Below are 26,797 nucleotides of genomic sequence, written 5' to 3'. Positions count from 1 at the left end.
CGTTCATGAGTGCAAAGGCAACGAATGCTCCGGACGCTGCGTCGGAGGGCAGGGTGGAAGGCAACCCCTACATTGGCCCACGCCCTTTTGAAGACAATCCGCGCGAGCGTCGTCTCTTCTTTGGGCGGGAACGCGAGAGCGCCGACCTCCTGTCGTTGGCGATGGCGGAGCGGCTGGTGCTCTTTTATGCGCCTTCCGGCGCGGGCAAAAGTTCGCTGATCAACGCCCGCCTTCTGGATGGGCTGCGCAACGAAGGCTTTGGGGTGTTGGGCAAGGCGCGCGTCGGGGGCAACTTGCCGGGGTCGGTGCGCGTCGACGCCATTAACAACATCTATATCTTCAACCTGCTGCGCGACCTGGAGGGCGAACGCGTCGACCTCGAACGCCTGGCCTCCTGGCGGCTGCCCGACTATCTCAAGACGCGCTTCCCGCCCACCGAGGCGCCGGATCGGGTGCTGATCATCGATCAATTTGAAGAGCTTTTCACAACCTACGCCGACCAGTGGCAAAAACGGGAGGATTTCTTCCGCCAGCTCAATCAGGCGCTGACCGAGGACCCGCGGCTGTGGGTGATCCTCTCCATGCGCGAGGACGCCGTCGCCGCGCTCGACCCCTACGCCAGGCTGCTCTTCAACCGGCTGCGCGTGCGCTATCGCATGAACTATATGGGCTACGCCGCCGCCCTGGAGGCCGTGAAAAGTCCTGCGGAGGCGGCGGGGCGTCCGTATGAGGCGGGCGTGGCCGAAAAGCTGGTGGACAACCTGCGCCAGATGGCCAGAGGCGAAGAGACGACGGAGGCGCCCCGGCTGGGCGAGCACGTCGAACCGGTGCAGCTCCAGGTCGTCTGTATGCAGCTCTGGGAAAACCTGGCCGCACGCCCCGGCGGAAGCATCACGCTGGAGGATGTGGAAAGCCTGGGGCGCGGGGCGGGGCTGGGCGAGTTCGTCGATCACGCACTGGCCAGCTTCTATGAGCAGACGCTGGCCGCCGTGCTGCAAGTCACCGATGAGGTCAGCGAGCGCGAGCTGCGCGACTGGTTCAGCCACATCCTCATCACGCGCGACGGCACGCGCAATCTCCTGTACCAGTCGGAAAGCGAAACGGGCGGCATGCCCAACCGCGTGGTCTATGAGCTGGAGCGTCGCTTCCTCCTGCGCGGGGAAACGCGCGGGGGCGGGCGCTGGGTGGAGCTTGTCCATGACCGCCTGGTGGAGCCGATCCTGGAGGCCAACGAGGCCTGGCGGCGCAACGACCCGTTGATCCTGGCGGCGGACCTCTGGCGCAACGAACGCAGTTCGACGCTGCTGCTCAGCGGCGGCCTTCTGGCCGAGGCGCAGGCTTCGTTGGAGCGCAACCCGCGGCGCTACGGCGCGCTGGAGCGCGAGTTCGTCGCCGCCAGCGCTGAAGCCGAGGCGAAACGGCTGGAGCAGGAGCGGCTGGAGCAAGAGAAACGCCGCAAAGAAGCGGCGCGCGCACGCGTTATCGCCGTGGCCGCCGCACTGACGGCGTTGATCATGTTTGCGCTGGCGCTGACGACCGCATGGTTCGCCTGGCGCTCTTTCGCCAGCGCGTTGCAGCAACAGGCGGCCGCCCTCAGCGCAGCGCTGGAAGCGCAGCGCGCCAGGGAAGCCGAAGAAAGGGCGCAGCTTGCCGCCGAACGCGCCCAGGTGGAGGCCGCCGCCGCCGAAGCTGCACGCGCCGAGGCCGAACAGCTCAACCGACGCATCCGCGCCGATCAACTGGCCAGCCAGGCGGCGCTGCTGCTCACCGGCAATCCGCAGCAGGCGCTGCTGCTGGCCGTGGAGGCCATGCGTCTCGGCGCCGCGCCCGACCGCCCCCTTTCGCACACCGTCGAGCAGAGCATTTACGAGCTGCTCAACGGGGTCGGGGGCCTGCCGCTGCCCACCATCGGCGGCGATCCGGTGGCGCTTGTGCTTAGCCCGGATGCGCAATGGTTCGCCCTGGCGGATGCACGCGGCGCAGTGCAGCTCTGGCGTTTTGGCCAGGACAGGCTGGAGCAGATGCAGTTGGCGCCTCCCGGCGCCGCTTTAACCTGGGCGCTCGCAGCCGCGCCCGATGGGAAACGGCTGGCGGCTGCGGACGACGGCGGAGCCGTGCGCCTCTGGCGCATCGACGCCCTCGACGCGCCGACGACGCTGCCGACATCTGAAGACGCGCTGGCTGCGCTCGCCTTCAGCCCGGACGGCGCGTCGCTGGCGACGGCGGGCGCAGACGGCGTCATCTATTTGTGGAGGCTTGACGAGGGAAAGCCCACGCTCCGGCGGCTGGGGCGCCATGAGGGCGGCGTCAACGCCCTGGCCTACGGTCCGCGGGGAGAATGGTTGGCCTCCGGCGGGGCGGACGGATCGGTGCAGATGTGGTCGCCGGAGCAATCCGGTCGGTCATTTCTCGCCGCGCGCCACGAAGCGCCGATCTCTGCGCTCGTCTTCAGCCTTGACGGCCGTCGGCTGGCCTCTGGAGATGACGCCGGCGGCGTCTCCGTCTTCACCTTTGTCGACGGCTTGCCGCCTGCTCCAGGCGGTGCGCAGCCTCTGCCCGGGCACATGGCCCGCGTGACCGCCATGGACTTTTCCTCGAACGGCGATTGGCTGGCGACAGGCGACGCCAACGGCGTGATGCGCGTTTGGAGCTTCAACAACCCGGCGCAAAGCTACGTGACGCCCGCCCACGAAAGCTATCTGAGCGGCCTGGCCTTCGTTCCCGGCGCCGCCGGCGACCGCCTGGTGAGCGTCGGCTACGATGGGCCGCGCATCAGCAGCGTGCGGCTGTGGGATTACGCTAATTTTGGCCTGGCGCCCACGATTTTGCGAGGCCATGAGGCCGAAATCAATCTGCTGGCGACGTCGCCGGGCGTGCAGGGTTTTCTCACCGCCGGCTATGACCGCAGCCTGCGCGTGTGGGCCATCGACGACCTCCATGCACAGCCACAGACGCTGGTCGCCGCCGCCGGGCCGGTGAATGCGCTGGCCGCGGCGCCGGATGCGCGCAGGCTCTTCTCGATCGGCGCCGGTTCCCCCTTCGTCCAGGCCTGGAGCATGGACGAAGGCGCCGCGCTGGAGTCATTCATCACTGCACAAGAGGGCAGCTTGAGCGCGCTTGCGGCGAGCAAGGACGGCGCCGTTGTGGCGGCCGGCGACGCAGGCGGGTTCGTTCATATTTGGACTCAAGGCGCCGGCGCCCCCGCGCTCTCTTGGGCCGCGCATTCTGGCCGGGTGAACAGCGTAGCGCTGGCCGTAGACGAACGTCTGCTCGCCACGGCGGGCGACGACGGCGCAGTGCACCTGTGGCGCTTCACAGAAGATTTCAGCCAGGTCGCCGAAAACGAAACGATCGCAACGCAAAAGACGCCGGTGAGTGTCGTTCAGCTCGGCCGGGATGGGAGTCAGCTTGCCTATGCAAGCGCAAACGCTGTCATCTTGCAACGTTTGGACGCCAGGGAGGCGCCCCCGATCCGCTGGATGACAGGGAGCGCGGAAGCGACCGCGCTCGCCTTCAGTCCAGACGGCGGGACGCTGGCGGCGGGAGATGCGCAAGGACGAATCTGGCTTTGGAGCCTGGAGCAGCCCGCGCGAGCGCCGCGGCGATGGAACGCCCATGTCAACGAAATCAATGCGCTCACGTTCGGGGCGGATGGCGCTCGACTCTACACGGCCAGCGCCGATCGGACGGTGCGGCTTTGGGATCTCTCGTCCTCTTTGTTGACGCCGGTGGTGTTGCGCGGCCATGCGGCGAGCGTGAGCGACGTCGTCTTGGCGAAGGATTCACTCTTCACGGCCGGCGCCGACGGCGCAATTCGCCGCTGGCTGCTGGCGCCTGGGGAATTGGCGCAGCGCGCTTGCATTGCGGCGGGGCGCAACCTCTACCGTGACGAGTGGGAACGCTTTTTCCCGAATGAACCATGCCGTCCCACCTGCCCCGAACTGCCGGATCGATGTCGAGAGACTTCGCCATAAGGAAAGCTCAGGGCGCCTTGACCGCCGCGCTTTCTACAACGGCTTGATCGACGCAGGAGGTCTCGTTCTCGACCACGCAGATGCGATAGACGTAGGTGGAGCCGCTGACAAGCCCCGTATCCAGACAGCGGTGGCGCTCCGCCTCTGGCTCATCCGTCTCTGGCTCATATGGCAAGGCGCAGGCCGAAACGGCGCGCCAAACCCCGCCGTTCACCGAGCGCTCCACCCAGAACGAACCCTCAAACGGCTCGCCTTCGTATCGCCACGAGAGCTGAATCTGACCACGCAGGCGCAGCGGCGCAGCCATGAAGTCGACGATGTTCAACGCTTCACCATCCTCTTCATCATCCTCGTCGACGGTGAGCGGAACGAGTGTAGGCGTCGGCGTTGCAGGCGGGACGGTGCGGGTGGGCGTCGGCGTGCGCACGGGCGTGACGGCGAGGGGGCGCGTCGGCGTCAGCGCAGGCGTCGCCGTGACGGTGCGCGCGGGCGTCAGTTCGATCGTGGGAAGGGGGAGGATGCGTAGGGGTGTCGGAAGCGATAACGTCAAGGCCGGCGTGGGCGTCGCCCGCTGCAAGGGGAAGGCGTCCGGCTGTGAAAATGCCGAAGCGCCGCCGACCATGGCGGCGGTCCACGTCACCCCTACGCCGATCAGCAACAACCACCATCGCTTCACCGTTCTCAAATCATCCCTCCTTTTCTCCGCGGGCGTCTTAAGCATAGCATACTCTGCACCGGTGCGCCATGTTTGACAGAATCCCCCTTCGATGCAAAGATTGCAAAGAGAGACGCTCATGGAATGCGGTCGAGGGCTTTCCCTGATGCAGGCCAGAAATTTGCCTGGAACGGAAGATTCGCCTCCCCAAACCACAACCGCCGCCGAACGAAATGAGGTCTACGACGTGAAACCCCTGAAATCGCAGTCTGCAATCGATCTCACGCTCATCATCATCGGAGGAATGTTCGTCGGCGCCAAGGGGATTGTGTTGACGCAATTCGTGCTTGGCAACATTCTCTTTGAGTTTTGGACGTTCCGCTGGATCGTCTCTCTATTGTTGATCTGGAGTCTATTCATGACCGGCATTGGCTTGCTCAACTGGGGCGGCGGCAGACCCGCAGCGGAGCGTTTGATGCTGTTGTTCGGCGTACTCTATTGGGCTGCCAGCCTTGCTTTTTATGTATATCTGAGTTATCAACAGATCTGGCGCGGCCTCCCTTTGGAAAGTTTCACCGGTCTCCTTTTGCTGTTTGTCGCATGCGCAGGCGCCGGCTTTTGGTGTCTTCTGGCGGTGAATGCGAAAGCTTTGCGACAGGCGGCCTACTTTTATGGGTTCGCCAGTTTGTTGATCGTGCTCCTGATCATCCACAAATATTTGTTTCAAAATGCAGAAGGCGCGGCGGGCGTTTTCCTCGTAGAGGCGCTTTTATTTTTCATCGGCGCGCTCATGTTCATCGGGCTGCTGGTCTTCAGCAGGCAAGTTCGGGCGCCATAAGTTTATCCGGCTTTGATCTCAGGCTGATGTATGCACATTGTCGCTGACCTTCACATCCACTCTTATTACTCCTGCGCCACCAGCAAAGACCTGACGCTGGAGCATCTCTGGAAGTGGGCGCAGATCAAAGGCGTCACTGTGGTGGCGACGGGCGATATCGCCCATCCCGGCTGGTTCGCCGAGATTCAGGAAAAGCTCGAGCCGGCCGAGCCAGGACTGTTTCGCCTCAAGGCGGAATTCGCCGCGCCCATGGCCGAAGACGTTCCACCTGCATGCCGGGGAGAAGTGCGTTTCCTGCTCGGCGGCGAGATCAGCAACATCTACAAGCGGCACGGCAAGACGCGCAAGGTGCACAATCTCATCTTTGCCCCCGACTTCGACGCCGTAGGACGCATCCAAACGCGGCTCGAACGCATCGGCAACATCCGCGCCGATGGACGGCCGATCTTAGGGCTGGACTCGCGTGACCTGCTGGAGCTGGTGCTCGAGATCGATCCCCGTTGCCATTTCATCCCCGCCCACATCTGGACGCCCTGGTTCGCCATGCTCGGCTCGATGTCCGGCTTCGATTCGGTCGAGGAGTGTTTCGGCGACCTGACGCCCTACATCTTTGCGCTGGAGACCGGGCTTTCCTCCGACCCGCCGATGAACTGGCGCGTCTCCAACCTCGACCGCTATACGCTCGTCTCTAATTCAGACGCCCACTCGCCGCAGAAGCTGGCGCGCGAGGCGACGCTCTTCAACTGCGAGCTTTCCTATGACGCCCTCTTTGAAGCCATGAAGAGCGGCGACCCGGCGACCTTTCAAGGCACGATCGAGTTCTTCCCCGAAGAAGGCAAATATCATGTCGACGGCCATCGCAAGTGCGGCGTGCGCTGGCATCCGCAGACGACGCTGGCGCATGGCGGCCTCTGCCCCGTCTGCGGCAAAGAGGTGACCGTCGGCGTGCTTCACCGCGTCGAGCGGCTCGCCGACCGCCCCGAAGGGGGGCGCCCCGCCCGCACGCATCCCTACCTCAGCCTGGTTCCTCTGCCGGAGCTGCTCGCCGAGCTGTATGAAGTGGGCGAGACCTCGCGTCGCGTGCAGCAGGAGTACTGGAAATTGCTCGGCAAACTGGGGCCGGAGCTGACCATTCTGCGCGAGACGCCGATTGAGGCGATCGCAGCAGCCGGCGGCGAGGCGCTGGCGCAGGGCATCGACCGCATGCGCCGGGGACAGGTGGAGACCGAACCCGGCTACGACGGCGAGTACGGCGTCGTGCGCGTCTTCAGCCGCCGCGCCCTCGGCGCCGACGCGCCGCAACTGGCGCTGCTGGACGACGCAACGGCGCAGCCATCCCTTCCAGGCGGAACCGGGCCTGCCCAAAGGTCGTCCACTGCGAGACAACAGCCCGACCTCTTCGCCGTCGCGCCGGCGGACCTTCCGACGCCCTCTCCGTCATCGTCGCTCCAGGAAACGCCGGCTCCTTACACACCTCCGGCTTCTCCCTCTCGTTCTCAACCTCTCCCCTCTCAACCTCTCCCCTCTCAACCTCTCCCCTCTCAACCTCTCCCCTCTCAACCTCTCCCCTCTCAACCTCTTCAGCTCTCTTACTCTCCCCTCCTCGCCGACCTCAACGACGAGCAACGCGCCGCCGTGCTCTGCACCGACGCGCCGCTGCTCGTCGTCGCCGGGCCAGGCACGGGCAAGACGCGCACCCTCACCGTGCGCATCGCCCATCTGATCCGCAATCTCGGCGTTGCACCGGCGCACGCGCTGGCGATCACCTTCACCAACAAGGCGGCGCAGGAGATGCGCGAACGGCTGGCCGCTTTGCTGACGCCGGAGGAGGCTGCAGCCGTCACGGTGAAGACCTTCCACGCCTTCGCCGCTCAGTTGCTGCGAGAGCACGGCGGCGCGATCGGCCTTGAAGGCAATTTCGTCATTTTGGACGAAGCAGATCGGCGAAAACTCTTTGCGCAGGCCGTCCCCGATTTGGACGCGCGCAGGCTCGAGGATGCGCTGGCGACCATCAGCCTTGCTCGCAATGCGCTGGAGCCGTTGCCGTCGTCGCTGACGCACGCCTTCGAGGCGTATCAGGCGGCGCTGCGCCGCGCCAACGCCGTCGATTTCGACGATCTGATCGCGCTGGCTGCGCATCTGCTCGAGACCGCCCCGGCTGTGGCGGCGGCGGTGCACGCCCGCTATCGCTGGATTTCGGTGGATGAGTATCAGGACGTCAACGCTGCGCAGGTGCATCTGTTGCGTCTGCTGACGGCGGGCGGCGCCAACCTCTGCGCCATCGGCGATCCCGACCAGGCCATCTATGGCTTCCGAGGCGCAGATCGCCGCTATTTTCTGCTCTTTCAGAAGGAATTTCCCGGCGCCGTCGTCGTGCGGCTGACGCAAAATTACCGCTCAAAACAAGGCATCCTCGACGCAGCGCTTCAGGTGATTGCCCACAACCCCGATCGCCAGGCCTTGCCGCTGCTGGCGCGCTTCGCCGAAGCCGTGCGGCTCGACGTGCACGCTGCACCGACCGACAGGGCCGAAGCGGAAACGATCGTGCACCAGATCGAGCAAATGGTGGGCGGCACGAGCTACTTTTCGCTCGACAGCGGTCGCGCCGATGGTCAGCCCCCGGCGTCGCGAGATTTTGGCGACTTCGCCGTGCTTTACCGGCTCAGCGCGCAGGCGCGACCGTTGATCGAAGCCTTCGAGCGCTCCGGCATCCCCTATCAGGTGGTGGGACAGGCGTCGTTCTGGGCGCAAGAGGCTGCACGCCAGGCGCTGGCCTTCCTGTGGCTGCTGGAAAATCCGCGCTCCGCTGTGCATCTGGAGCAGATGCTGGCGGCCGCCGACGTTGCGACTCCAGAGGCTCTGGCGCCCCGTCTGTTCGAGTTGTCGCCCGACGACGGCGGGAATCTGTCCAAGGCGCTGACCGGTCTGACTTCCACCTTGCCCGAACGCCAGCGCCCCCGCCTCGAACGGTTGGCCGCCTTCTGGGCGGAGCTAGTCCGGCGCAAGGAGACGACCTCGGTCGGCGAGCTGCTCGGCGCCGTGTGCGACTTTCTCGGCGTGGAGCCGGAGCGCCGGACGCAGATCGTTCAGCGCGCATACAGCTATGGAATGCGGCTGCGCGAATTTCTGGAGGCGGCCGCGCTTGAGCGCGAGGCGGATGGCTACGATCCGCGCGCCGACCGCGTCGCCTTGATGACCTTGCATGCAGCGAAGGGGCTGGAATTTCCGGTGGTCTTCCTGGCCGGCTGTGAGGAAAATCTGCTGCCTTATCGCCGTGAGGGGGAAGCGCCCAACGTGGAGGAGGAGCGTCGGCTCTTTTACGTCGGCATGACGCGCGCGAGAGAGAAGCTGATTCTCACCCACGCCCGACGGCGCTTTCTCTTCGGTCGCGCCATGGAAAACCCGCGCTCGCGCTTTGTCGGCGAGATCGAAGAGGCGCTGCTCGACCTGCAACGCCGCGAAGGGCGCGCCCCGCGCAAAGCGCAGGCGGCGCAACTCGGCCTTTTTGAATAGAAACGAAAACCTATGCCTGTCTTTCAAGCCATTCTGTTCGATTTCGACGGCGTCATCATCGACTCGGAGGCGCTGCACAACGCTGCGGTGGCGGCGGCGGTCGCCAGACGCGGAGTTTCCGTGCCGGACGCGCTCTTTGAGGAATTTATGGGAACGCCGGACGCGGCGCTGCTCGACTATATCAACCGCCGTTATTGGGGCGGGCGCTATAGCGTCGAGGAGCTGCTGGCGGAGAAACAAGCCGCCTTCCTGGAAGTCGCCGACCAGGTGAGACCGATTCCCGGCGCGCTGGAGTTCATCCAGAAGGCGCGGCCGCATTTTCGCTCCTTCGCCCTGGCGACCTCCGCGCTGCGCGCCAATCAACAGCTCATCTTCGACCGGCTCGATCTCCACCGTTTCTTCGACGCCGTCGTCACCGCCGACGATGTGGCGCGACCCAAGCCCGCTCCGGAGCCGTATCTGCTCGCTGCAGAGCGGATTGGCCTGCCCACCGGCGCCTGCGTCGTCATCGAGGATTCGCTCAACGGCGTGCGCGCCGGCAAGGGCGCCGGCTGTCAGGTTATCGGCTTGACGACGAGCCTCTGCGCCGCCCAGTTGACGGAAGCCGGCGCCGACCTGGTGTGCACTTCGTTCGAGGAGATCGCTGCGCATCTGCTGAGGCCATCCTCTTCCAGGGAGCTTCAAAGCCTCCTGGAAGATAGATAGGGCTTCACCTGAAGGTTATTTGAGCGAAGCTGCGCCGCATATTTGGACATCCAGCAACAGACCTGATTCGTCTCTCCCATTCGGCATTCGAAGTGGATAAGCGGACAATCAAAAAGCAAGCTTCCAGGGGCGTTTCTGTTGCAGGAATACAGAATGGTGTTACACTAAATGAGAATCGTTTGCGGCGATGTACGCGGCTTTTGCGCCGCAACCGCAACAAGCATCGCAACTCTTTGTAAAGGACACTATCAATCATGACTGTGAAACAGTGGAGCGCTCCTCCTCCGATGGCAATCGATCCGAAAAAGACCTACCGCGCCACGATCCAAACCGATCGGGGGGACATCACGCTGGAGCTTTATCCGCAACATGCACCCAAGACGGTCAACAACTTTGTTTTTCTCGCGCGCGAGGGTTTTTACGATGGCGTCGCCTTTCACCGCGTCATCGCCGATTTCGTCATCCAGGGCGGCGATCCGACCGGCACCGGTCGCGGCGGCCCCGGCTATCGCTTCGAGGACGAGGTGAAGAACAACCCATTGCGCCACGAGACCGGCGTCATTTCGATGGCGAACGCGGGCCCCAACACCAATGGCAGCCAGTTCTTCATCACGCATTCACCGCAGCCGCATTTAGATGGGCGACACACGGTCTTCGGGAAAGTGGTGAGCGGCATGGATGTCGTGAACGCCATCCGCCAGGGCGACAAGATGATCAAAGTGGTGATCACAGAAGAATAGTGCAAGGGGTTGCTCGCTTCCTTTGGAGTCCGTCACGAGGAGACGAGCGGCCCCAACACCCTCAACGCAAAGGTTCGTCTCAATGGGCGAGTCTACATTCACACTGCTTCGCTCCGACGTCGGGTATGGCCAGCCGCCTTCCGTCACCTGGCGCCCGATTGCAAGCCGTCCGCTGTTGGTGTTGGTGGGCGTCACCGGCGTCGGCAAGAGCACGACCCTCGAGGCGCTGCGTCGCGCCGGGCTCTCTTTTCGTCTGCTTCCAGACCGCCGTGAACTGACCGATCGGTTGCTCATCCCTGAAGCGCAAAGGGCGGCCGGCGAGCCGGTCGGCCCCGTCGCGGATCGCGGCCAGCGCTTCGCCTACACGCGCGCCTATCGGGAGCGCCACCCGGGCGGCATGGCGGAGGCGCTGAGCAGCCTCTGGATCGACGTTGCGCAGACGCCGGGACTGTTGCTCTTTGACGGCCTGCGCGGGGAGAATGAGGTCACCTACGCGGTCCAAACGCTGCCGCTTGCCTATTTCGTCATGTTGGATGCGCCGGACGTCGTGCGCGTGATTCGGCTGATGGGCCGTCAGGACCCCTTCGACGTGATCGCGGCGCGCTCCGCACACGCCCCTCATGAGCTACAGCGATTCACCCGGCTGGACGTCGAAGGCGCCGAGGCGCTTTTCACGCCCGAAGAGCAGCACATCCTCGTCGATCTGGTGAGCATGGGCGAGGTGACTGCGGAGGAGCTGCGCAAGGCGCTGTCGATTGTCGTCGAGGAGCGGCGCAACTACGACCCGGCGGCGACGCGGGCGGCGTTGGAGAAGCTGGCGCCTGAACGCACCTTAATCGTCGACACCGTGGCCGATGCGCCCCAGACTGTGGCGATGAAAATTTTAGAGCTTTTGCGCATGAAGAGGCCATGAACCCTGTCCCCACCGTCGCTGCGATTGAAACCACCGTCTTCCGCCTGCCGATGCACGGCGAGCTGCGCTGGGGAAGCCAAAGCTCGCTGGCCGAAGCGCGTCATGTGCTGGTGCGCGTGACCTTGAGCGACGGCAGCACAGGCGTCGCCGAAGCGCCTCCGCGCCCCACCATTTACGGCGAAACCGCCAGCACCATCGTCGCCATCATCCGCGAGGAGTTGGCGCCCCGTCTGATCGGCCAACCTGCGGACAAGGCCTGGGCGCGCATAGCGCCGATCCGCAACAACCACACGGCGCGCGGGGCCATCGATATGGCGATCCACGATGCGCTGGCGCAGGGCGCAGGGCGGACGCTGGCCGAACAGCTTGGCGCCGTGCGCACGAAAGTTCGCGTGAGCTACATCCTGGGCATCGGCGACCGCGAGGAGGTGTTGGCCGAAGCGGAGCGAGTCGTCGCCGAAGGAGTGCGCGTGCTCAAAGTGAAGGTGGGGCGCGACTGGGAAGAGGACGTCGGGCGCATCCGCGACCTGCAAGCGATGTTCGGAGGGCGCGTCGAGCTGTACGCCGACGCCAACGAAACCATGGATGATGAGAACGCAGCCGCGCGCCTGGCCGCGCTGCGCGACCTGGGGCTGCGCTACTGTGAGGAGCCGCTGCCGATCGAACAGGTGCGCGCCCGCGCGTCGCTGCGCAGCCGTCAGACTCTGCCCATCATCGCCGACGACAGCGCCTTCACCCTGCGCGATCTGCAGCGCGAGCTGGAGCTGGACACCTTCGATATCTTGAACATCAAGACTCCGCGCACCGGCTACACCGAGTCGCTGGCGATGGCGGCGGCGGCGTGTAAGGCGGGCAAAGGCGTGATGGTGGGCTCGCAGGCGGGCAGCACGATCGGAACGGCGCGCGCCGCCGTCTTCGCCGCGCGCGCGGAGGTGGAACATCCTTCGGAACTGTCGTTTTTCTTGAAATTGCGCGAGGAGATCACCGACCGACGTCTGAGGCTCGTCGACGGCTGGCTTTCTGTGGAGGAGGCGCTGGCCGTGCGCGTCGACCCGGATCGGTTGCGCGAAATGGCCGTGCAACCCTGATTCCCGAGACTTATAGGTGCGTAAGGCGCACCTTGACTCAAATTCAATTTATAGAAAAAAGATCGACAAGGAACGTCCCTATGACCAAAATCAGCTTTCTAGGCGCAGGCAGCACCGTCTTTGCCAAGAACCTCATCGGCGACATCCTCAGCTATCCAGAGCTGCAGGACGCCACGATCAGCCTCTTCGACATCGACCCGGAGCGGCTGCGCACCTCCGAGATCGTCGCCCATAAGATCGCAGAGTATTTTGGCATCTCCCCCCGCATCGAGGCGACGACCGACCGCAGGCAATCCCTCAAAGACGCCGACTTCGCCATCAGCATGTTTCAGATCGGCGGCTACAAGCCGGCCACGGTGATCGACTTCGAGATCCCAAAGAAGTACGGCCTGCGTCAGACAATCGCCGATACGCTGGGCATCGGCGGGATCATGCGCGGTCTGCGCACGATCCCGGTCTTTCTCGACATCGCACGCGACATGGAGGAGCTTTGCCCGGACGCCGTGCTGCTCCAGTACGTCAACCCGATGGCGATGAACTGCTGGGCCTTGAGCCGCGCCACCGGCGTCAAGACGGTCGGCCTATGTCACAGTGTGCAGGGAACCGCCGAACAACTGGCGCACGACATCGGCGTCCCGATCGAGGAGATCAACTATGTGTGCGCAGGCATCAACCACATGGCCTTCTATCTTCGCTTTGAACGCAACGGCCAAGACCTCTATCCGTTGATTCGCAAGGTGATCGAGGAAGGTCGCGTGCCTGATTGGAACCGCGTGCGCTATGAAGTCTTCAAGCGCGTCGGCTACTTTGTCACGGAATCGAGCGAGCACTTCGCCGAATATGTGCCCTGGTTCATCAAGCGCGACCGACCCGATCTGATCGAAAAGTTCAACATCCCGCTCGACGAGTACATCCGTCGCTGCGAGGTGCAGATCACCGGCTGGGAGTTCATGCGGCGCAAGCTGAAAAACCCGGAGCTGGATCTGTCGAAGGAGTTCGCCGAGGCGATGGCCAAAGCGGGCGTCTCACCGGAGCACCTGCCGCTGGTCGTCCATCACTTCGAGCGGATCAACGAGGTGGAGCGCAGCAACGAGTATGGCTCGCTGATCGTGCACAGCATCGTCACGGGCCAGCCGCGCGTGATCTACGGCAATGTGCCCAATCACGGCCTGATCGACAACCTGCCCCAGGGCTGCTGCGTGGAGGTGCCCTGCCTGGTCGATAAAAACGGCGTCCAGCCTACGAAGATCGGCGCGTTGCCGCCCCACCTGGCCGCCTTGATGCGCACCAACATCAATGTGCAGGAGATGGTCGTCGAAGCCGCGCTGACGCGCAAGCGCGAGTACATCTACTACGCCGCCATGCTCGATCCACACACGGCGGCCGAGCTCGATCTGGACCAGATCTGGCGTTTGGTCGACGACTTGATCGAGGCGCACGGCGACTGGCTGCCCCAATACCACTGAGCGAGGAGCGGATGACCCACAAAATCGTCCTGATCGGCGCCGGCAGCGCCAATTTTGGCCTGAGCATCCTGGGAGATCTCTTCAAAAGCGAAGTGTTCACCGGCGCCGAGATCTGTCTGCATGACATCAACGCCGAAGCGCTGGCGCGCACCGCCTCCTTTGGCCGGCGCCACATCGAGAAGCACAACCTGCCCTACAGACTGGAGGCGACGACCGATCGCCGCGCGGCTCTGCAGGGCGCCGACTTCTGCATCATCTCCATCGAGGTCGGCAATCGCTTCGAGCTGTGGGAGCAGGACTGGCGCATCCCCCAGCAGTTTGGCATTCGCCAGGTCTATGGGGAAAACGGCGGGCCGGGCGGTCTCTTCCATTCCTTGCGCATCATCCCGCCCATCCTCGACATCTGCGGCGACATCATGGCGATCTGCCCAGACGCCTGGGTGCTCAACTTCAGCAATCCGATGAGCCGCATCTGCACCACCGTGCAGCGCAAATACCCAGACCTGAAGCTGATCGGCGTCTGTCACGAAGCGGCGTCGCTGCCCGAACATCTGCCTCACATCCTGGAGACGCCGCTGGAGAATTTGCAATTTCAGGCGGGCGGCCTCAACCACTTCAGCGTACTGTTGAACGTCTTCTATCGGGACACCGGCGCCGACGCCTATCCCGATGTGCGCGCCAAAGCGCCGGCCTATTTCGAGCGCATCACCAACGTGCTGGACTGGGCGTTGCCCAGCCTGCCGGCGGAGCATGTCGCCACCGTCGGCCATCGCCCCTGGGCGGAGCGTGGACTGTTCAAGGTGATCCTGGAGCGCTTCGGTTACCTGCCGGTGACGGTGGATTCGCACTTCGGCGAATACATCCAGTGGGCGCACGATGTGGTCGATCACGCCGGCATCCTCGACTTCTACCGCACCTACAAGCTCTGGGTGGCGCAGAAGGTCTCCGAGGAGACGCTGCTGCGCGGTTCGGGCGACGACTGGGTGACCTCGCAGGTGCTGGAAAGCATCGCCGCCGATCGTCCCACCGAGGTGCTGGCGCTCAACCTGCCCAACCGAGGCCTCATCGACGATCTGCCCTCGGACATGACCGTTGAGACACCTGCGCTGGTGGATGGCGACGGCGTGCATGGCGTGGCGTTGGGGCGCTTGCCGCGCGGCATCGCGGGCCTCTTGCGCAATCAGATCGCCGTGCACGACCTGACGGCGGAGGCGGTGCTCACGCGCTCCAAAGCGGCTGCGCTACAGGCGCTGCTCGTCGATCCGGTGGTGGACAGCGTGCGCGCCGCCGAGCAGACGCTGGAGATGATGCTGCGCGTGCAACAGCGCTGGCTGGGGTACCTGGAGTAGGCCGGAACAGGCGGCGGAGAGCCACACAGAAAGAAGCCTTGCGCAGGTCATCGCCTCTGGAGGAGCACAGCTGCGGCGTCGCCTTGGAAAGACGCCACCCAGGGACTCAGGGATTTGTCGAAGCGCTGATCGGCTCCGGCTCTGCGTAGGCCGCCGTCTGCAATGTTTCGGCGGCGGAAGGCGAGCCGGTCAGGTGGTGCATCATGCGCCAGGCGTGATAGCCCACGCGATCCACCCAGCGCATCGACTCCAGTCGGCGCTGCGCCTCGTCGGGCTGGATGCGGCCGGCCGCGGTCTCCAGCAACACCTGTTCACGTTGGAGGCGTCGCGCCTCCGCCTGTCGGGTGGAGGCCTGTGCAAGGCGTTGAACGAGCGTCGACGCGTCGCCTTTTCTCGTTTCCAACCAATCCAGCGCCGGCGCCAGCGCCTCGGCCAGCTGCGCGGCCGCCGTGCGCACCTCTTCGCCGTACAGGGGAGAAGGGGACTCCAGGCAGGCTTCGATCAGGCGATCGGCGTGGTCGCCAGCGTGGAGCAGCGCCAGCCGGCGTGCAAAAATCTCTCCATCATAGCCTGCGTATTGAATTCGCCCTAAAAAGCGGCTGGTTTCATCCATCGCCGTCTGCGCCAGGTGAAGCCGGTGTTCGCCGGCGCGGTCGAGCGCGCCGTTGTGCAACAGGTGAACGGCCTCCTTCAGCGCAACGGCGGCAATTTCGGTGAGCGCGCGCGCCGCGGCCTCAGTCGCCACCTCGGGCAGATGCAGCACCGAGTCGTCCAGATGGCGAGTGAGCACAGGCCCGCGCTCCGGGATCAGGCGCTCGATCAGGCGGGCGAAGGGTGTGATGAAAGGCAGGAAGAGCGCGGCGCCCAGCAAGTTAAAGAGGGTGTGGAAGAGCGCAATGACGACGGACGGGTCGCTGTCGCCGATGAACTCGCTCCAGGCAATGGCAAGCGCCAGCAACATCGGCGCAAAGAAGAACGTCAGCGCGCCGGTGACGCCGTTGAAGAGGATGTGCGCCAGCGCCGTGCGTTGCGCCGGCATCGAAGCGCCCATCGCCGCCAGGATTGCCTTGACCGTAGTGCCGAGGTTCTGGCCGATCACCAGGTAGGCGGATTGCTCCAGCCCGATGGCGCCGCTGTTCAGGGCGGTCAGCGTCAGCGCCACGGCTGCGCTTGACGACTGCAGCAGCACGGTCATCACGGCGCCGATCAACACCAGCCAGAGATGGTTCATCAGTGAAGGTTGCGAAAAGGGCGAGAGGTCGATGTGATGCGCCAACCCGCCCATGCCTTCCTGTAAGAAGTCGATGCCGACGAAGATCAGGCCGAATCCCACCAGCGCCATGCCCAGCGAGGCGCGTGCGCCGTGCAGCAGCAGACGCATCAGCGCGCCGACGCCGATGAAAGGCAGCGCAATCGCCCCCACGTTGAGTTTGAAGCCGAGCAGCGCCACGATCCAGCCTGTGCTGGTCGTGCCCACGTTGGCGCCGATGATCACCCCGATCGCCGAAGAAAAAGAAAGCAGCCCGGCGCTGACGAAACCGATCGTGGTGATGGTGGTGGCGCTCGACGACTGCACCAGCGCCGTCAGCGCCACGCCGGTGAGGAAGGCGCTGAGCGGCGTGTGCGTCGTCCGCTCCAGAAACCATTGCAGCCTTCCCCCCGCCGCCGCCTTCAGCCCGTCGGACATCAGGATCATGCCGGCCAGAAAGAGGCCGACGCCCCCCAACAGGGAGGGAAAGATCGCCAGGAAACTCATGCTTGCGTCATTCATGCATCTTATTCATGAGGTTTTGTGAAGCGTTTCAGAAAACAATTTTCCGAGGCGACCGTGCCGATCAGCACCATTTTGGCGTGCGCCGGCAGCGGCGTATGCGGGTCGGGATTGACGGTCATGACGCCATCTTGCTCCAGGGCGACGACCGTGCAGTCCGTGAGCTGCCGAATGTTGGCCTCGGCGATCGTCTTCCCCACCAGGCTTTCGGGCGTCTCCACCTCGAAGACGTCCAACCCTTCCGTCACCATCAGGATGCTATCGCGGTTCAACAAATTCATGATGGTGCTGGCGCCCATCGATGCATAGGAGAGGACGAAATCGGCGCCGGCGCGGTGCAGCGTGGCGACGTTGCGCTCCAGCCGCGCCCGGCTGATGATCTGGACATCTGGGCGCAACCTTCGGCAGTAGATGGTGAGATAGATGTTGGTGTCGTCGTCATGCGTCGTCACCAGCACTGCGGGCGTTTTGCGGATGCCGGCGGCGATCAGCACTTCGAGGTTGGCGGCGTCGCCGAGGACGTATTTGGCCGGGTCGCGCACGCGCTCAGGCAACAGCTCAACGATGCGATAGTCCATGCCGCGCTCGGCCAGCGCCCGTCCGGCGGCGCGCCCCACGCGTCCGCCGCCGATGATCACCACCGGCTCGCGGCTCGGCGGTTCTGTGCAAAGCAGAGCGTTATAGTGCTCGATCTGTTGTTCGGAGCCGGCCAGCACCAGCACGGTGCCCGGCTCGATGCGCGTGGTCGGCCGCGCCAGTTGAAACTGCCCCCGCTCCCATACGCCGAGCACGGTGACGCCCACGCGGTCGCGCAGACGGCTTTCGGCGAGCGTCTGGCCCACCAGCGGCGAGTTGCGCGCCGTGGCTTCGGCGATCACCAGGCCTTTGAGCCGGCCGATGACATGGGCGCGGGCGTCGCCGCCGGTGACCCGTCGCACCAGCGCCTGCCCCATCATCTCTCCTAATTGCAGCACGTGGTTGCAGCCGGCCAGCTCCAGAATATCCACCGACGCCGCCGCATTGGCCGTAGCGATGATCGGCACGTTTTCGGAGACCTCGCGCACGGTGAAGGCGACGTTCGTGTTGAGGCGGTCGTTGGCCGTCGTCACCACCAGCGCCGCCTGCTCCACATGCACGCGACGATACGTTTCGGGATTGTCCAGGTCGCCGCGCACGACCTTGACGCCGAGATCGTGCAGCCGCAGCGCATCTTCCAGCTCCGGCGTCAGCACGACATAGCGGTGATGGAACTGTTTCAGGCGTTCGATCAACGCCATGGTGACGGCGTCGTACTGCGTCAGGATCACGTGCCCTTTCACCGTGTCGGGCAGGCTTCGCGGCGCCCGCGCCGCCTCCTGCGCCCGCAGCCAGGGCGCGTAGAAGAGGTTGATGAAGGTGAAGGGCAGGATGACGAGCATGAAGATGATGCCGCTGAGGAGGACGATCGACGAAAAGATGCGTCCCAGATCGCTTTTGAAGGTGATGTCGCCGAAGCCGAGCGTCGACATCACGGTGAGCGTCCAGTAAAAGCCGGTGACCCAGCTCTCCTCGCGGCCCTCGTAGGCCATAATGAAGTGGAAGAGGATGCTGTACAGGGTGATCATGGCCGCCAGCAGCGCCAGATAGCGCAGCAAGGCGTAGACATTGGTGCGGCTATGGCGATCTTGCCAGAAATAAGAGAGTTGGGAGATCAGAAATTTCATCGTGCGTTGGTCAGTTGTGCAGGCGTCAAATCATCCGCCGGGTGCGTCGCCGGCCTTCACAAGCAGAGGAGCAGATCGTCCTGGCTACAGTTTGTTTTAACAGCTTCTTCCGAATCGGAGTTGCTCGGCCAGATGAAGTTTTTTCGTAGAATGCGACCTTCCAGGTCGCGCGATGAAATCCAACATCACTCACGTTACGCAGTCCGGCGACTCGGTCGGGGTCAGCGCTTGCGAATCCCTCATCCCCTCGCCCCGGCCTCTTTGCGTCGATGTTTAACCACTAGACACAAAGGCGTAAAGGGCGTTCAAAAGAGGAGGGGAAAAGCCGTCAAATCTTCATGTTGCTTGGTTTCTTTGCGCCTTCGCGCCTCTGTGGTGATATTGAAGCGCCTGGCCGCCAGGCCCGCAGCGTCTCTTTTGAATGTACCACAGGTGAAGGGAGTGTCCAAAGTGGGCGCCGGGAGCTTAAAGACGGGTGCATAGGAACACGGAGAGGCAGAATGAACGGATCGGCCAATCGCCCTCCATTCCACTCCGTCAGTCCGTGTTCACTCTGTCAATTGGGGTTCTACGTTCATTCGGCCTCTTCGCGCACGATCCCGATCAGATCGTCCACGCTGTGAATGGAATGGCGCTCCATCACCCAGCGGCTGCCGATGCGGATGGCGAGGCGTTCGGCGACGGCGCGTTGCTCCAGATCGGCGATGGAGGTGATGTCCCACACGCTGACGATGCCCATCATGCGGCGCAGCATCTTGGCGCCGCCGTGTCCGGCCGTCTCGCGCAGGATGTGGGCGAGCGTGCGGCGGCGAAATTCGGCGAACGCCTCGTCCCCGCCGGGATAGTCCCAGTACTTGGCAGGCATCAGCTCCCCGCGGTTGTTTTCCACCCACAGCGCCTCGAATTTGGCGGCGAACTGCGTCCAGATGTCACGAATCAGGTCAAGCAGATAGGCTTGATAGTCTCTGCGCACTTCAGGGTCTGGCGTATGCGCGAAGTGAGAGAGGTAGTTGAGCACCAGATTTTCGAGCACTGCGCCGACGTCGAAGCCCATCGGACCGTAGAAGGCGAACTCGGGGTCGATGACCTTGGTGAGCTCTTCATTCGCCATGATGCTGCCGGTGTGGAGGTCGCTGTGAATGAGCGCCTCGGCGTGCGTCATGTAGCTCGCCTTCATCTCCGCCAACGCCAGCTTGAGCGCGCTGTTGCGGCGCACCGCCTGCACCTCGGCGTCGAGCAGAGGATTCCAGCGGTTTTCCGGCGAATCCATGAAGGGGTTGGTGAAGACAAAATCCTCCTGAATTTTGCAGAGGTGCGGGTTGATGAATTTCGCCTGGAGCTCTTTCTTTTCCAGGCCGGTCAGATAAAAGTCGGAAGTGAAGAAAAGCGTGCGCGCCAAAAAGGTGGAGATGTGGTCGGCGAACCTGGGGAAGCGTTTGCGCGCCACCAACGGCTTGCGCATGACCTCCAGATGGGAGAGGTTCTCCATGACGACCAGCGACATCTCTTCATCGTAGTGATAAACCTGCGGCGCCAGCCCCGGCGCCAGCTCGTTGTGCTTCAGCAGCGCCTGCGTCTCGAAGCGCATCCGCTCGCGCGTCAGCGGCCAGGATTCGCCCGCCACGCGCAGGTAGGGCAACGCCTGTTTAACCACGAGCGACTTGTCCGAGGCGCCGTTTTCGACGATGAAGACCAGGTTCAGATTACCGTCGCCCACCTCGCGCGCGTGCATGGGCGCGTCGAGGTCGAGCACGTTCGCAAGCGACGGCGTGGCGCGCAGATAGTCGATCACGCTGTGTGGATCTAAGGCGCGATAGGCCATGACACACCTTCCTTTAAGCTTTCTTCCGTTTTTCTGGATACAGTCCGAAAACGCCTTCTTCCGAGGCGGGGCAGATGCCGCGCTCGGTGATCAGCCCGCTCACCAGCCGCGCAGGCGTAACGTCGAACGCGTAATTGGCGGCGCGACTCGTTTCCGGCATGATCAGAATTTCCCGAATCTCCTCGCCGCTGAGTCCATCCATGATGCGCACTTCGGTGGCGTCGCGTTCTTCGATGGGAATTTCGGCCAGCCCGTCGCGCATCTCCCAGTCGATCGTGCTGGAGGGCAGCGCCACGTAGAAAGGGACGCCGTTGTCGCGCGCGGCCAGCGCCTTGAGGTAGGTGCCGATCTTGTTGGCGACGTCGCCGGTGTAGGTGGTGCGGTCGGAGCCGACGATCACGAGATCGACCATCCCGTGCTGCATCAGGTGACCGCCCACGTTGTCGACAACGACGGTGTGCGGAACGCCATGCTGACCCAGCTCCCACGCCGTCAGCCGCGCGCCCTGGTTGCGCGGTCGCGTCTCATCGACCCAGACGTGCACAGGGACGCCGCGGTCGTGCGCCGCGTAGATCGGCGCGGTGGCGGTGCCATAGTCGACGAAAGCCAGCCAGCCGGCGTTGCAATGGGTCAGCACATTGACCGGCTCCCCCCCTTTGCGCGCTGCGATCTCTTCGATCAGACGGACGCCATGCTCGCCGATGCGGCGGCAGAACTCGGCGTCTTCGTCGGCGATCTCCTGAGCGGTGCGCTGGGCGGCCTCAATCTGCGCCTCGATGTCGTCGCCGGCCGCAGCGATGGCGGCCAACTGACGATCGACCGCCCAGGCCAGGTTGACCGCAGTCGGACGCGTCGCCTTGAGCCTAGCCGCCGCTGTGTGCAGCGCCGCTCGAAACGCCTCCAGCGACGTGCGCGGAGCCGTCAGCGCGGCGATGTACATGCCGTAACCCGCCGTCGCGCCGATCAGACCGGCCCCGCGCACATGCATGTCTTTGATGGCGGTCGCCACCTCTTCGACGGTGCGCAGATCTTCGATGACGAAACGAAAGGGCAGATGACGCTGATCGATGATCTGCACCACCGTTGGGTCGTCCGGCCGCAGCCAGATGGTGCGATAATGTTGACCATGGACATTCATGGGCTTGTCCTCTCTGATTTTTTGTTCTGGAGGTGCACAAATTTTCAAATATCTTCAATGATTTTGAAAAGATTGTCAAAAAAGGGGCGATCAATGGATAATCAGTTGCATTGAATCAAACACCAAAGGAATTGATATATGGCGTTTATTTTATTGTTGATGATCGGCGGGTTAATCACCCTGGTCGCAGGCGCAGAACTTTTGGTGCGCGGCGCAAGTCGACTCGCCGCTGCGCTGGGCGTTTCACCGTTGATCATCGGTTTGACGATCGTCGCCTTTGGCACAAGCTCGCCGGAGCTGGCGGTCAGCGTGCAATCTGCGCTGAGCGGGCAGGCCGATGTCGCCGTCGGCAACGTGGTCGGCAGCAATATCTTCAACGTGCTCTTCATTCTGGGCCTCTCTGCGCTGATCACGCCTCTGGTGGTGGCGCAACAACTTGTGCGCATCGACGTGCCGTTGATGATCGTGGTCTCCCTGGCGGTCTGGCTGTTTGCATTGAACGGCTATGTGGAGCGATGGGAAGGCGCGCTGTTATTTGCAGGCATTGTGGCCTATACAGTGTTTCTGGGCATCCAGAGCCAGCGCGAACGCAACGCTGCAGTGCTCGCAGAGTATGAAGCAGAATATCACCCCAAGCGCCCCCACTCGTGGTTGCAAGGATTGCTCGACGCCGGCATGGCGGGCGTTGGATTGGCGCTGTTGGTGCTGGGGGCGCGCTGGTTTGTCGACGGCGCTGTCGGCGCAGCGGAAGCGATGGGAGTGAGCGAGCTGGTGATCGGGTTGACGATCGTGGCGGCCGGCACCTCTCTGCCGGAGGTGGCCACCTCGATCGTAGCTGCGCTGCGCGGCGAGCGCGATATTGCAGTGGGCAACGTCGTGGGCAGCAACATTTTCAACATTCTGGCTGTGCTGGGATTGACGGCCCTGGTTGCGCCTGACTCTGGCGTGCCCGTCTCGACCAACGCCCTCTGGCTGGATATGCCGTTCATGATTGTGGTGGCGATCGCCTGTTTGCCGATCTTTTTCACCGGCTATTTGATCGCCCGATGGGAGGGATTGCTTTTTCTCGGATATTACATCGTTTACACGGCGTTTCTGATCCTCGGTTCAATTCACTATCCTCATTTGGTGGAATATCGCAACCTTTTCTTGCTCTTTGCCGCGCCGCTCACAGTCATCACGATTGGGGTGAGCGTGGCTCGCGATCTGCGACAGCGCAGGGAAATGCGCCGTTCCGGGATGTCGCGATAAACGGCGCCGGAACGGACCGGAAAGTTAGGAAGGGACGGCGGCATGGTTGGCATCCTCTTGTTAATTCTCGGTGGATTGGCGATTTTGGTTGCAGGCGCGGAGCTGCTGGTGCGCGGAGCCAGCCGGCTGGCGGCGGCGCTCGGCATTTCGCCTTTGGTGATCGGCCTGACGGTGGTGGCCTTTGGCACGAGCGCGCCGGAGCTGGCCGTGAGCCTGCAATCGACCTTCAACGGGCAGCCTGACCTGGCGGTCGGCAATGTCGTAGGCAGCAACATCCTCAACGTGCTCCTCATTCTGGGGTTGTCGGCGCTGATCACCCCGCTGGTCGTGTCGCAACAGCTGGTGCGACTCGACGTCCCGATCATGATCGGCGCCTCCGTGCTGGTGTGGGTGTTGGCGCTGGATGGCGCCATCGGCCAACTGGAGGGAGGGCTGCTGTTTGCGCTGATGATCGGCTATCTGTTGTTCCTCTTCTGGCAGGCCCGTCGCGAGCAAAACCCCGCAGTGGTTGCCGAATATAGCCAGGAATTTGTCGCCGATGAGCCAAAGAGCGCGGGACGTTTCCTGCTGAATGGCTTTTATGTGGTCGCCGGGCTGGCGATGTTGACGGTTGGCTCGCGGCTCTTTGTGCAGGGCGCGAGCGAGCTGGCGCGGCTGTTCGGCGTCAGCGAGCTGGTGATCGGCCTCACCATCGTAGCGCTGGGGACTTCTCTGCCGGAGGTGGCGGCGTCGATTGTAGCGGCGATCAAGGGGGAGCGCGACATCGCCGTCGGCAACGTGGTCGGCAGCAATCTTTTCAACTTGCTCTCTGTGCTGGCGCTGACCGCACTTTTTGCAAGGGGCGGCGTGCCGGTCTCGCCGGGCGCGCTGGCGCTGGACATCCCGTTCATGGTGGCGGTGGCGATCGCCTGTCTGCCGATTTTCGTCACGCGCAACCTGATCGCCCGCTGGGAAGGCGCCCTCTTTTTTGGCTATTACATTGCTTACACCGCCTATTTGCTGCTCGACGCCACCGGCCATCCCAGCGCTGCCCGCTATTTCGATTTTATGTTGATCTTCGTGGCGCCGCTGACCGTCATTACGCTGATGGTGAGTCTCTGGCGAGAGTGGCTGCGCCGCCGCGAACGCAAGATGGCTGTGCAGGCTACACGATAGCGACGCCGAAAAATTGAAAGATGACGCCCTCTGGGAGTACAATGCCACGCCATGGAAACATTTGCATTGACGCATTACGACGAGGCGGCTGACTACATTCGTCGTCGCACCCGACAGCAACCGCAGATCGGATTGATCCTGGGCAGCGGGCTGAGCGAGCTGGCGGCGCAGATCGAGGAGGCCGATATCATCCCCTACGCCGAGATTCCTCACTTCCCCGTCAGCACGGTGGCCGGGCATGCCGGCCGTCTGGTGATCGGTCGGCTAGAGGGATGCGTCGTCTGCGCCATGCAGGGGCGCTTCCACTACTACGAAGGTTACTCGATGCAGCAGGTGACGCTGCCGGTGCGGGTGATGAAGCGCCTGGGCGTGCAGACGTTGATCCTGACCAATGCCGCCGGCGGGCTGAACCCCCGCTTCCGCGTCGGCGACATCATGGTGATCGAGGACCACATCAACCTGATCGGCATGGCTGGCGTCAACCCGCTGCGCGGCCCCAACCTCGACGACTTCGGCCCGCGCTTCCCCGCCGCCAACCGCATCTACACGCCCCGCTTGCGCACGCTGGCGCATGAAGTTGCAACGGAGCTCGGCGTGCCGGTGCAGCGCGGCGTCTATCTGCAACTGAGCGGCCCCAACTTCGAGTCGCCGGCCGAGGTGCGCATGTTGCAACGCCTGGGCGCCGACGCCGTCGGCATGAGCACGGCCGCCGAAGCGATGGTCGCTCATCACGCAGGCATGGAGACGCTGGGGTTGAGCACGATCACCAATGTCGCCATCGGCGACCTGGAGGCGACCGGTCAGCCTTCGCATGAAGAAGTGATGGAGGCGGGCAAGGTCATCGTGCCCCGGCTGAAGGCGTTGTTATTGGGCGTCTTACAGCGATTGGCGGGCGAAGGTTCAAACCGACAGGCAGTTGCAGCCAATCAGGCCAGACCCACGGAGGGAGGTTGAGACGATGCAACTCCTTAAAAAACTCTTCGGACCGAAGCTGGACGGCATGACGCTGGCGAAATCGCAGGAGTTGAAGGAATATTCACAGATCGGTCTGCTGGCGGAGTTTGCACAGCCGAGGCCGCTGCACGACGCAACGCAGCAGCGCGCCTGGAGCCGCGTGCTGCCCAAACCCTATATGGAGATGATTGCGCTGTTTCAAAAACAGGGCTGGCTGGCGGCTCGCGGCGAGCATTATCAGGTCACGGAGGTCGGACGGCCCTTCGTCGCCATCTATCAGGAGCGCATGGAAGCGGAAAAACAGGCTGCGCTGGAGGGCGTCCGCAGGGCGCTTGCGCAGATGATGACGAGCGAAGCGCTCACCATTCGCCGGCGCTACGAGAATCGCACCCCGCTCGGCAAGGCCGACTGGACCGGGCCGGAGCCGCAGATGAACCACAGCGCAGTGACGCGGCGCATCTTTTTCCTGGAGCACTGGCTGCTCGACGGCCTGAGCGAGGAGACGGTGAAATGGCTCAAGCTCTACGCCGCCGAGCAGCACCTGTGGGGCGTGCACTGGCGCCTTTCCCCTGACCAGATTCCGCCGCACGCGGCGCAGGAGCTGGCGCGGCCGGACATGGACGCCGTCGAAGCCGCCTACTGGCGCGCCCACGCCATTGCGCTCTACGTCGACAACCAGGAGACCTGGCAGCGCGTCAAGGGAGGCGACCACGTGCGGCGGCTGGAGATCGTCGGCCCGGACGATGAGCACACCTGCGAGCACTGCCGGCAGTATCTTGGCAAGCAGTTTTTAATTACGCGCGTGCCGGAGCTTCCCCATCGCGAGTGCACCTCGCCCTATGGCTGTCGCTGCCGCTATGAGCCTGTGCTCGAGGCGCTTGAGGAGATTCCGCTGACCGCCGGGTAACCGTCGTGCGGCCTGGGAACGAACGTTGCAGCCTCGATAGGGCGTTTCTTTGCCGGCTTTGGTTGGCGAGAGACAGCGGCAATCAAAGCGGAGGCTTTTTCCGGTGTTCACCTTCACCGAAAGCGATATTCGCGGCCTGAGCACCGACCAAAGTTTCACCCGCGGCCGGCGCTATTACCAGAGCGGCGCCGTCCGCCGTTTGACATTGCGCAGCAATCTTCTGACGGCGGAAGTCGCCGGCAGCGACTATGAACCCTATCAGGTCCGCGTGGCGCTCACAGAAGCGGGCCAAATTGCCGACGCGATCTGCACCTGCCCATACGACTGGGGCGGCTTTTGCAAGCACATCGTCGCCGTGTTGCTGGCTGCGCTGCACGAAGCCAGGATCGAGGTTAGACCGGCGCTGGAGACGCTGCTAGCCGACCTGACCGCCGATCAACTGCGTGCGCTCTTGCTTCGCCTCGCCGAGGATCGCCCTGACCTGACCGAGCAGATCGAGGAGACGGTGGAGGCTCTTGCTGCACAGCCGGAAGAGACCGTTCAAGCCAGCGCTTCTTACGACCCGAGTAGGATTCGGCGCACAATACAAAGCGCCTTTTGCGCAGCAGTAAGAGCAGCCACGGGCCAAGGCGACCATTCCAGAGGCGGCTATTCGGACTACTGGGATGAAAACGTCGGCGAGATCGACTTCCACCAGATTTTTGAGCCGCATTTGCAACTGGCTTACGAGCCGCTCGACGCCGGAGAGGCTGCCGCCGCAGCCGAAGTCCTCGAGACGGTGATCGAGCAATGGGTTGTAGAGGTCGAAGACCTGGAAGACTGGATTTATGAAGTAAACGAGCTCGCACTTCACGA

General features: G+C 63.5%; 19 protein-coding genes. 14 read left to right on the top strand and 5 right to left on the bottom strand.

The genetic code is table 11. The features are described from left to right. The first annotated feature begins 5 nt into the window (after positions 1-5). Positions 6-3,974, top strand: coding sequence for a hypothetical protein (locus tag Q0367_RS03325; protein ID WP_297631271.1), 3,969 nt, complete (start codon positions 6-8; stop codon positions 3,972-3,974). A 7-nt stretch (positions 3,975-3,981) separates the two neighbouring features. Here the strand turns inward: Q0367_RS03325 and Q0367_RS03320 are convergent, their stop codons facing one another. Continuing rightward, complete coding sequence (locus Q0367_RS03320) at positions 3,982-4,659, bottom strand: hypothetical protein (RefSeq protein ID WP_297631274.1); 678 nt, start codon at positions 4,657-4,659, stop codon at positions 3,982-3,984. A 109-nt stretch (positions 4,660-4,768) separates the two neighbouring features. Between Q0367_RS03320 and Q0367_RS03315 the strand changes: the two genes are divergently transcribed. The 8 genes from Q0367_RS03315 to Q0367_RS03280 all read left to right on the top strand — a co-directional run bounded on the left by Q0367_RS03315 (position 4,769) and on the right by Q0367_RS03280 (position 15,241). Next, a complete protein-coding gene (locus tag Q0367_RS03315; RefSeq protein WP_298980963.1) occupies positions 4,769-5,467 on the top strand; it encodes a hypothetical protein in 699 nt (232 codons plus the stop codon). 30 nt (positions 5,468-5,497) lie between these two features. Beyond that, a complete protein-coding gene (locus tag Q0367_RS03310) occupies positions 5,498-8,980 on the top strand; it encodes a UvrD-helicase domain-containing protein (RefSeq protein WP_298980960.1) in 3,483 nt (1,160 codons plus the stop codon). 12 nt (positions 8,981-8,992) lie between these two features. Continuing rightward, positions 8,993-9,685, top strand: coding sequence for an HAD family phosphatase (locus tag Q0367_RS03305; protein WP_297631281.1), 693 nt, complete (start codon positions 8,993-8,995; stop codon positions 9,683-9,685). 254 nt (positions 9,686-9,939) lie between these two features. Continuing rightward, the gene (locus tag Q0367_RS03300; protein WP_333889090.1) at positions 9,940-10,425 is read left to right on the top strand and encodes a peptidylprolyl isomerase; all 486 of its coding nucleotides are present in this window, start codon (positions 9,940-9,942) and stop codon (positions 10,423-10,425) included. Positions 10,426-10,507: 82 nt separating this feature from the next. After that, a complete protein-coding gene (locus tag Q0367_RS03295) occupies positions 10,508-11,338 on the top strand; it encodes a hypothetical protein (RefSeq protein WP_297631284.1) in 831 nt (276 codons plus the stop codon). Beyond that, positions 11,335-12,426: a mandelate racemase/muconate lactonizing enzyme family protein gene (locus tag Q0367_RS03290; protein ID WP_297631286.1), complete on the top strand. Its 1,092-nt coding sequence runs from the start codon at positions 11,335-11,337 to the stop codon at positions 12,424-12,426. Before Q0367_RS03295 ends, Q0367_RS03290 begins: the two co-directional genes overlap by 4 nt. Before the next feature lie 80 nt (positions 12,427-12,506). Continuing rightward, positions 12,507-13,892, top strand: a complete 1,386-nt coding sequence (locus Q0367_RS03285; RefSeq protein ID WP_298980958.1) for an alpha-glucosidase/alpha-galactosidase — start codon at positions 12,507-12,509, stop codon at positions 13,890-13,892. Between the two features lie 11 nt (positions 13,893-13,903). Continuing rightward, positions 13,904-15,241: an alpha-glucosidase gene (locus tag Q0367_RS03280; RefSeq protein ID WP_298980957.1), complete on the top strand. Its 1,338-nt coding sequence runs from the start codon at positions 13,904-13,906 to the stop codon at positions 15,239-15,241. A gap of 106 nt (positions 15,242-15,347) precedes the next feature. Here the strand turns inward: Q0367_RS03280 and Q0367_RS03275 are convergent, their stop codons facing one another. The 4 genes from Q0367_RS03275 to mtnA all read right to left on the bottom strand — a co-directional run bounded on the left by Q0367_RS03275 (position 15,348) and on the right by mtnA (position 21,675). Beyond that, positions 15,348-17,012 carry a Na/Pi cotransporter family protein gene (locus Q0367_RS03275; protein ID WP_298980955.1) on the bottom strand — a complete coding sequence of 555 codons (1,665 nt, stop codon included), beginning with the start codon at positions 17,010-17,012 and terminating at the stop codon, positions 15,348-15,350. A 5-nt stretch (positions 17,013-17,017) separates the two neighbouring features. Next, positions 17,018-18,715, bottom strand: a complete 1,698-nt coding sequence (locus tag Q0367_RS03270; protein WP_298980953.1) for a TrkA family potassium uptake protein — start codon at positions 18,713-18,715, stop codon at positions 17,018-17,020. Between the two features lie 574 nt (positions 18,716-19,289). Further along, positions 19,290-20,537 (bottom strand): S-methyl-5-thioribose kinase, encoded by a 1,248-nt coding sequence (mtnK, locus tag Q0367_RS03265; protein WP_298980951.1) that lies wholly within the window; start codon positions 20,535-20,537, stop codon positions 19,290-19,292. A 13-nt stretch (positions 20,538-20,550) separates the two neighbouring features. Further along, the gene (gene mtnA / locus Q0367_RS03260) at positions 20,551-21,675 is read right to left on the bottom strand and encodes an S-methyl-5-thioribose-1-phosphate isomerase (RefSeq protein ID WP_298980946.1); all 1,125 of its coding nucleotides are present in this window, start codon (positions 21,673-21,675) and stop codon (positions 20,551-20,553) included. A 138-nt stretch (positions 21,676-21,813) separates the two neighbouring features. On the opposite strand from mtnA, the gene Q0367_RS03255 reads away from it, so the two are divergent. From Q0367_RS03255 to Q0367_RS03235, 5 genes are all read left to right on the top strand, one after another. After that, a complete protein-coding gene (locus Q0367_RS03255; RefSeq protein ID WP_298980943.1) occupies positions 21,814-22,926 on the top strand; it encodes a calcium/sodium antiporter in 1,113 nt (370 codons plus the stop codon). A 42-nt stretch (positions 22,927-22,968) separates the two neighbouring features. Next, on the top strand, positions 22,969-24,081 hold the full coding sequence (locus Q0367_RS03250; protein ID WP_298980941.1) for a calcium/sodium antiporter: 1,113 nt from the start codon (positions 22,969-22,971) through the stop codon (positions 24,079-24,081). 51 nt (positions 24,082-24,132) lie between these two features. Further along, positions 24,133-25,035, top strand: a complete 903-nt coding sequence (locus tag Q0367_RS03245; protein WP_298980940.1) for a purine-nucleoside phosphorylase — start codon at positions 24,133-24,135, stop codon at positions 25,033-25,035. 4 nt (positions 25,036-25,039) lie between these two features. Beyond that, positions 25,040-25,942: a hypothetical protein gene (locus Q0367_RS03240; protein WP_298980939.1), complete on the top strand. Its 903-nt coding sequence runs from the start codon at positions 25,040-25,042 to the stop codon at positions 25,940-25,942. 103 nt (positions 25,943-26,045) lie between these two features. Continuing rightward, positions 26,046-26,797 (top strand): SWIM zinc finger domain-containing protein (locus Q0367_RS03235; RefSeq protein WP_298980938.1); only part of this gene is annotated, 752 nt, incomplete at its 3' end.

Origin of the sequence: uncultured Caldilinea sp. (assembly GCF_937128415.1) — a bacterium.
Taxonomy (GTDB): Bacteria; Chloroflexota; Anaerolineae; order Caldilineales; family Caldilineaceae; genus Caldilinea.
This window is presented reverse-complemented; position numbering and strand designations above follow the sequence as displayed.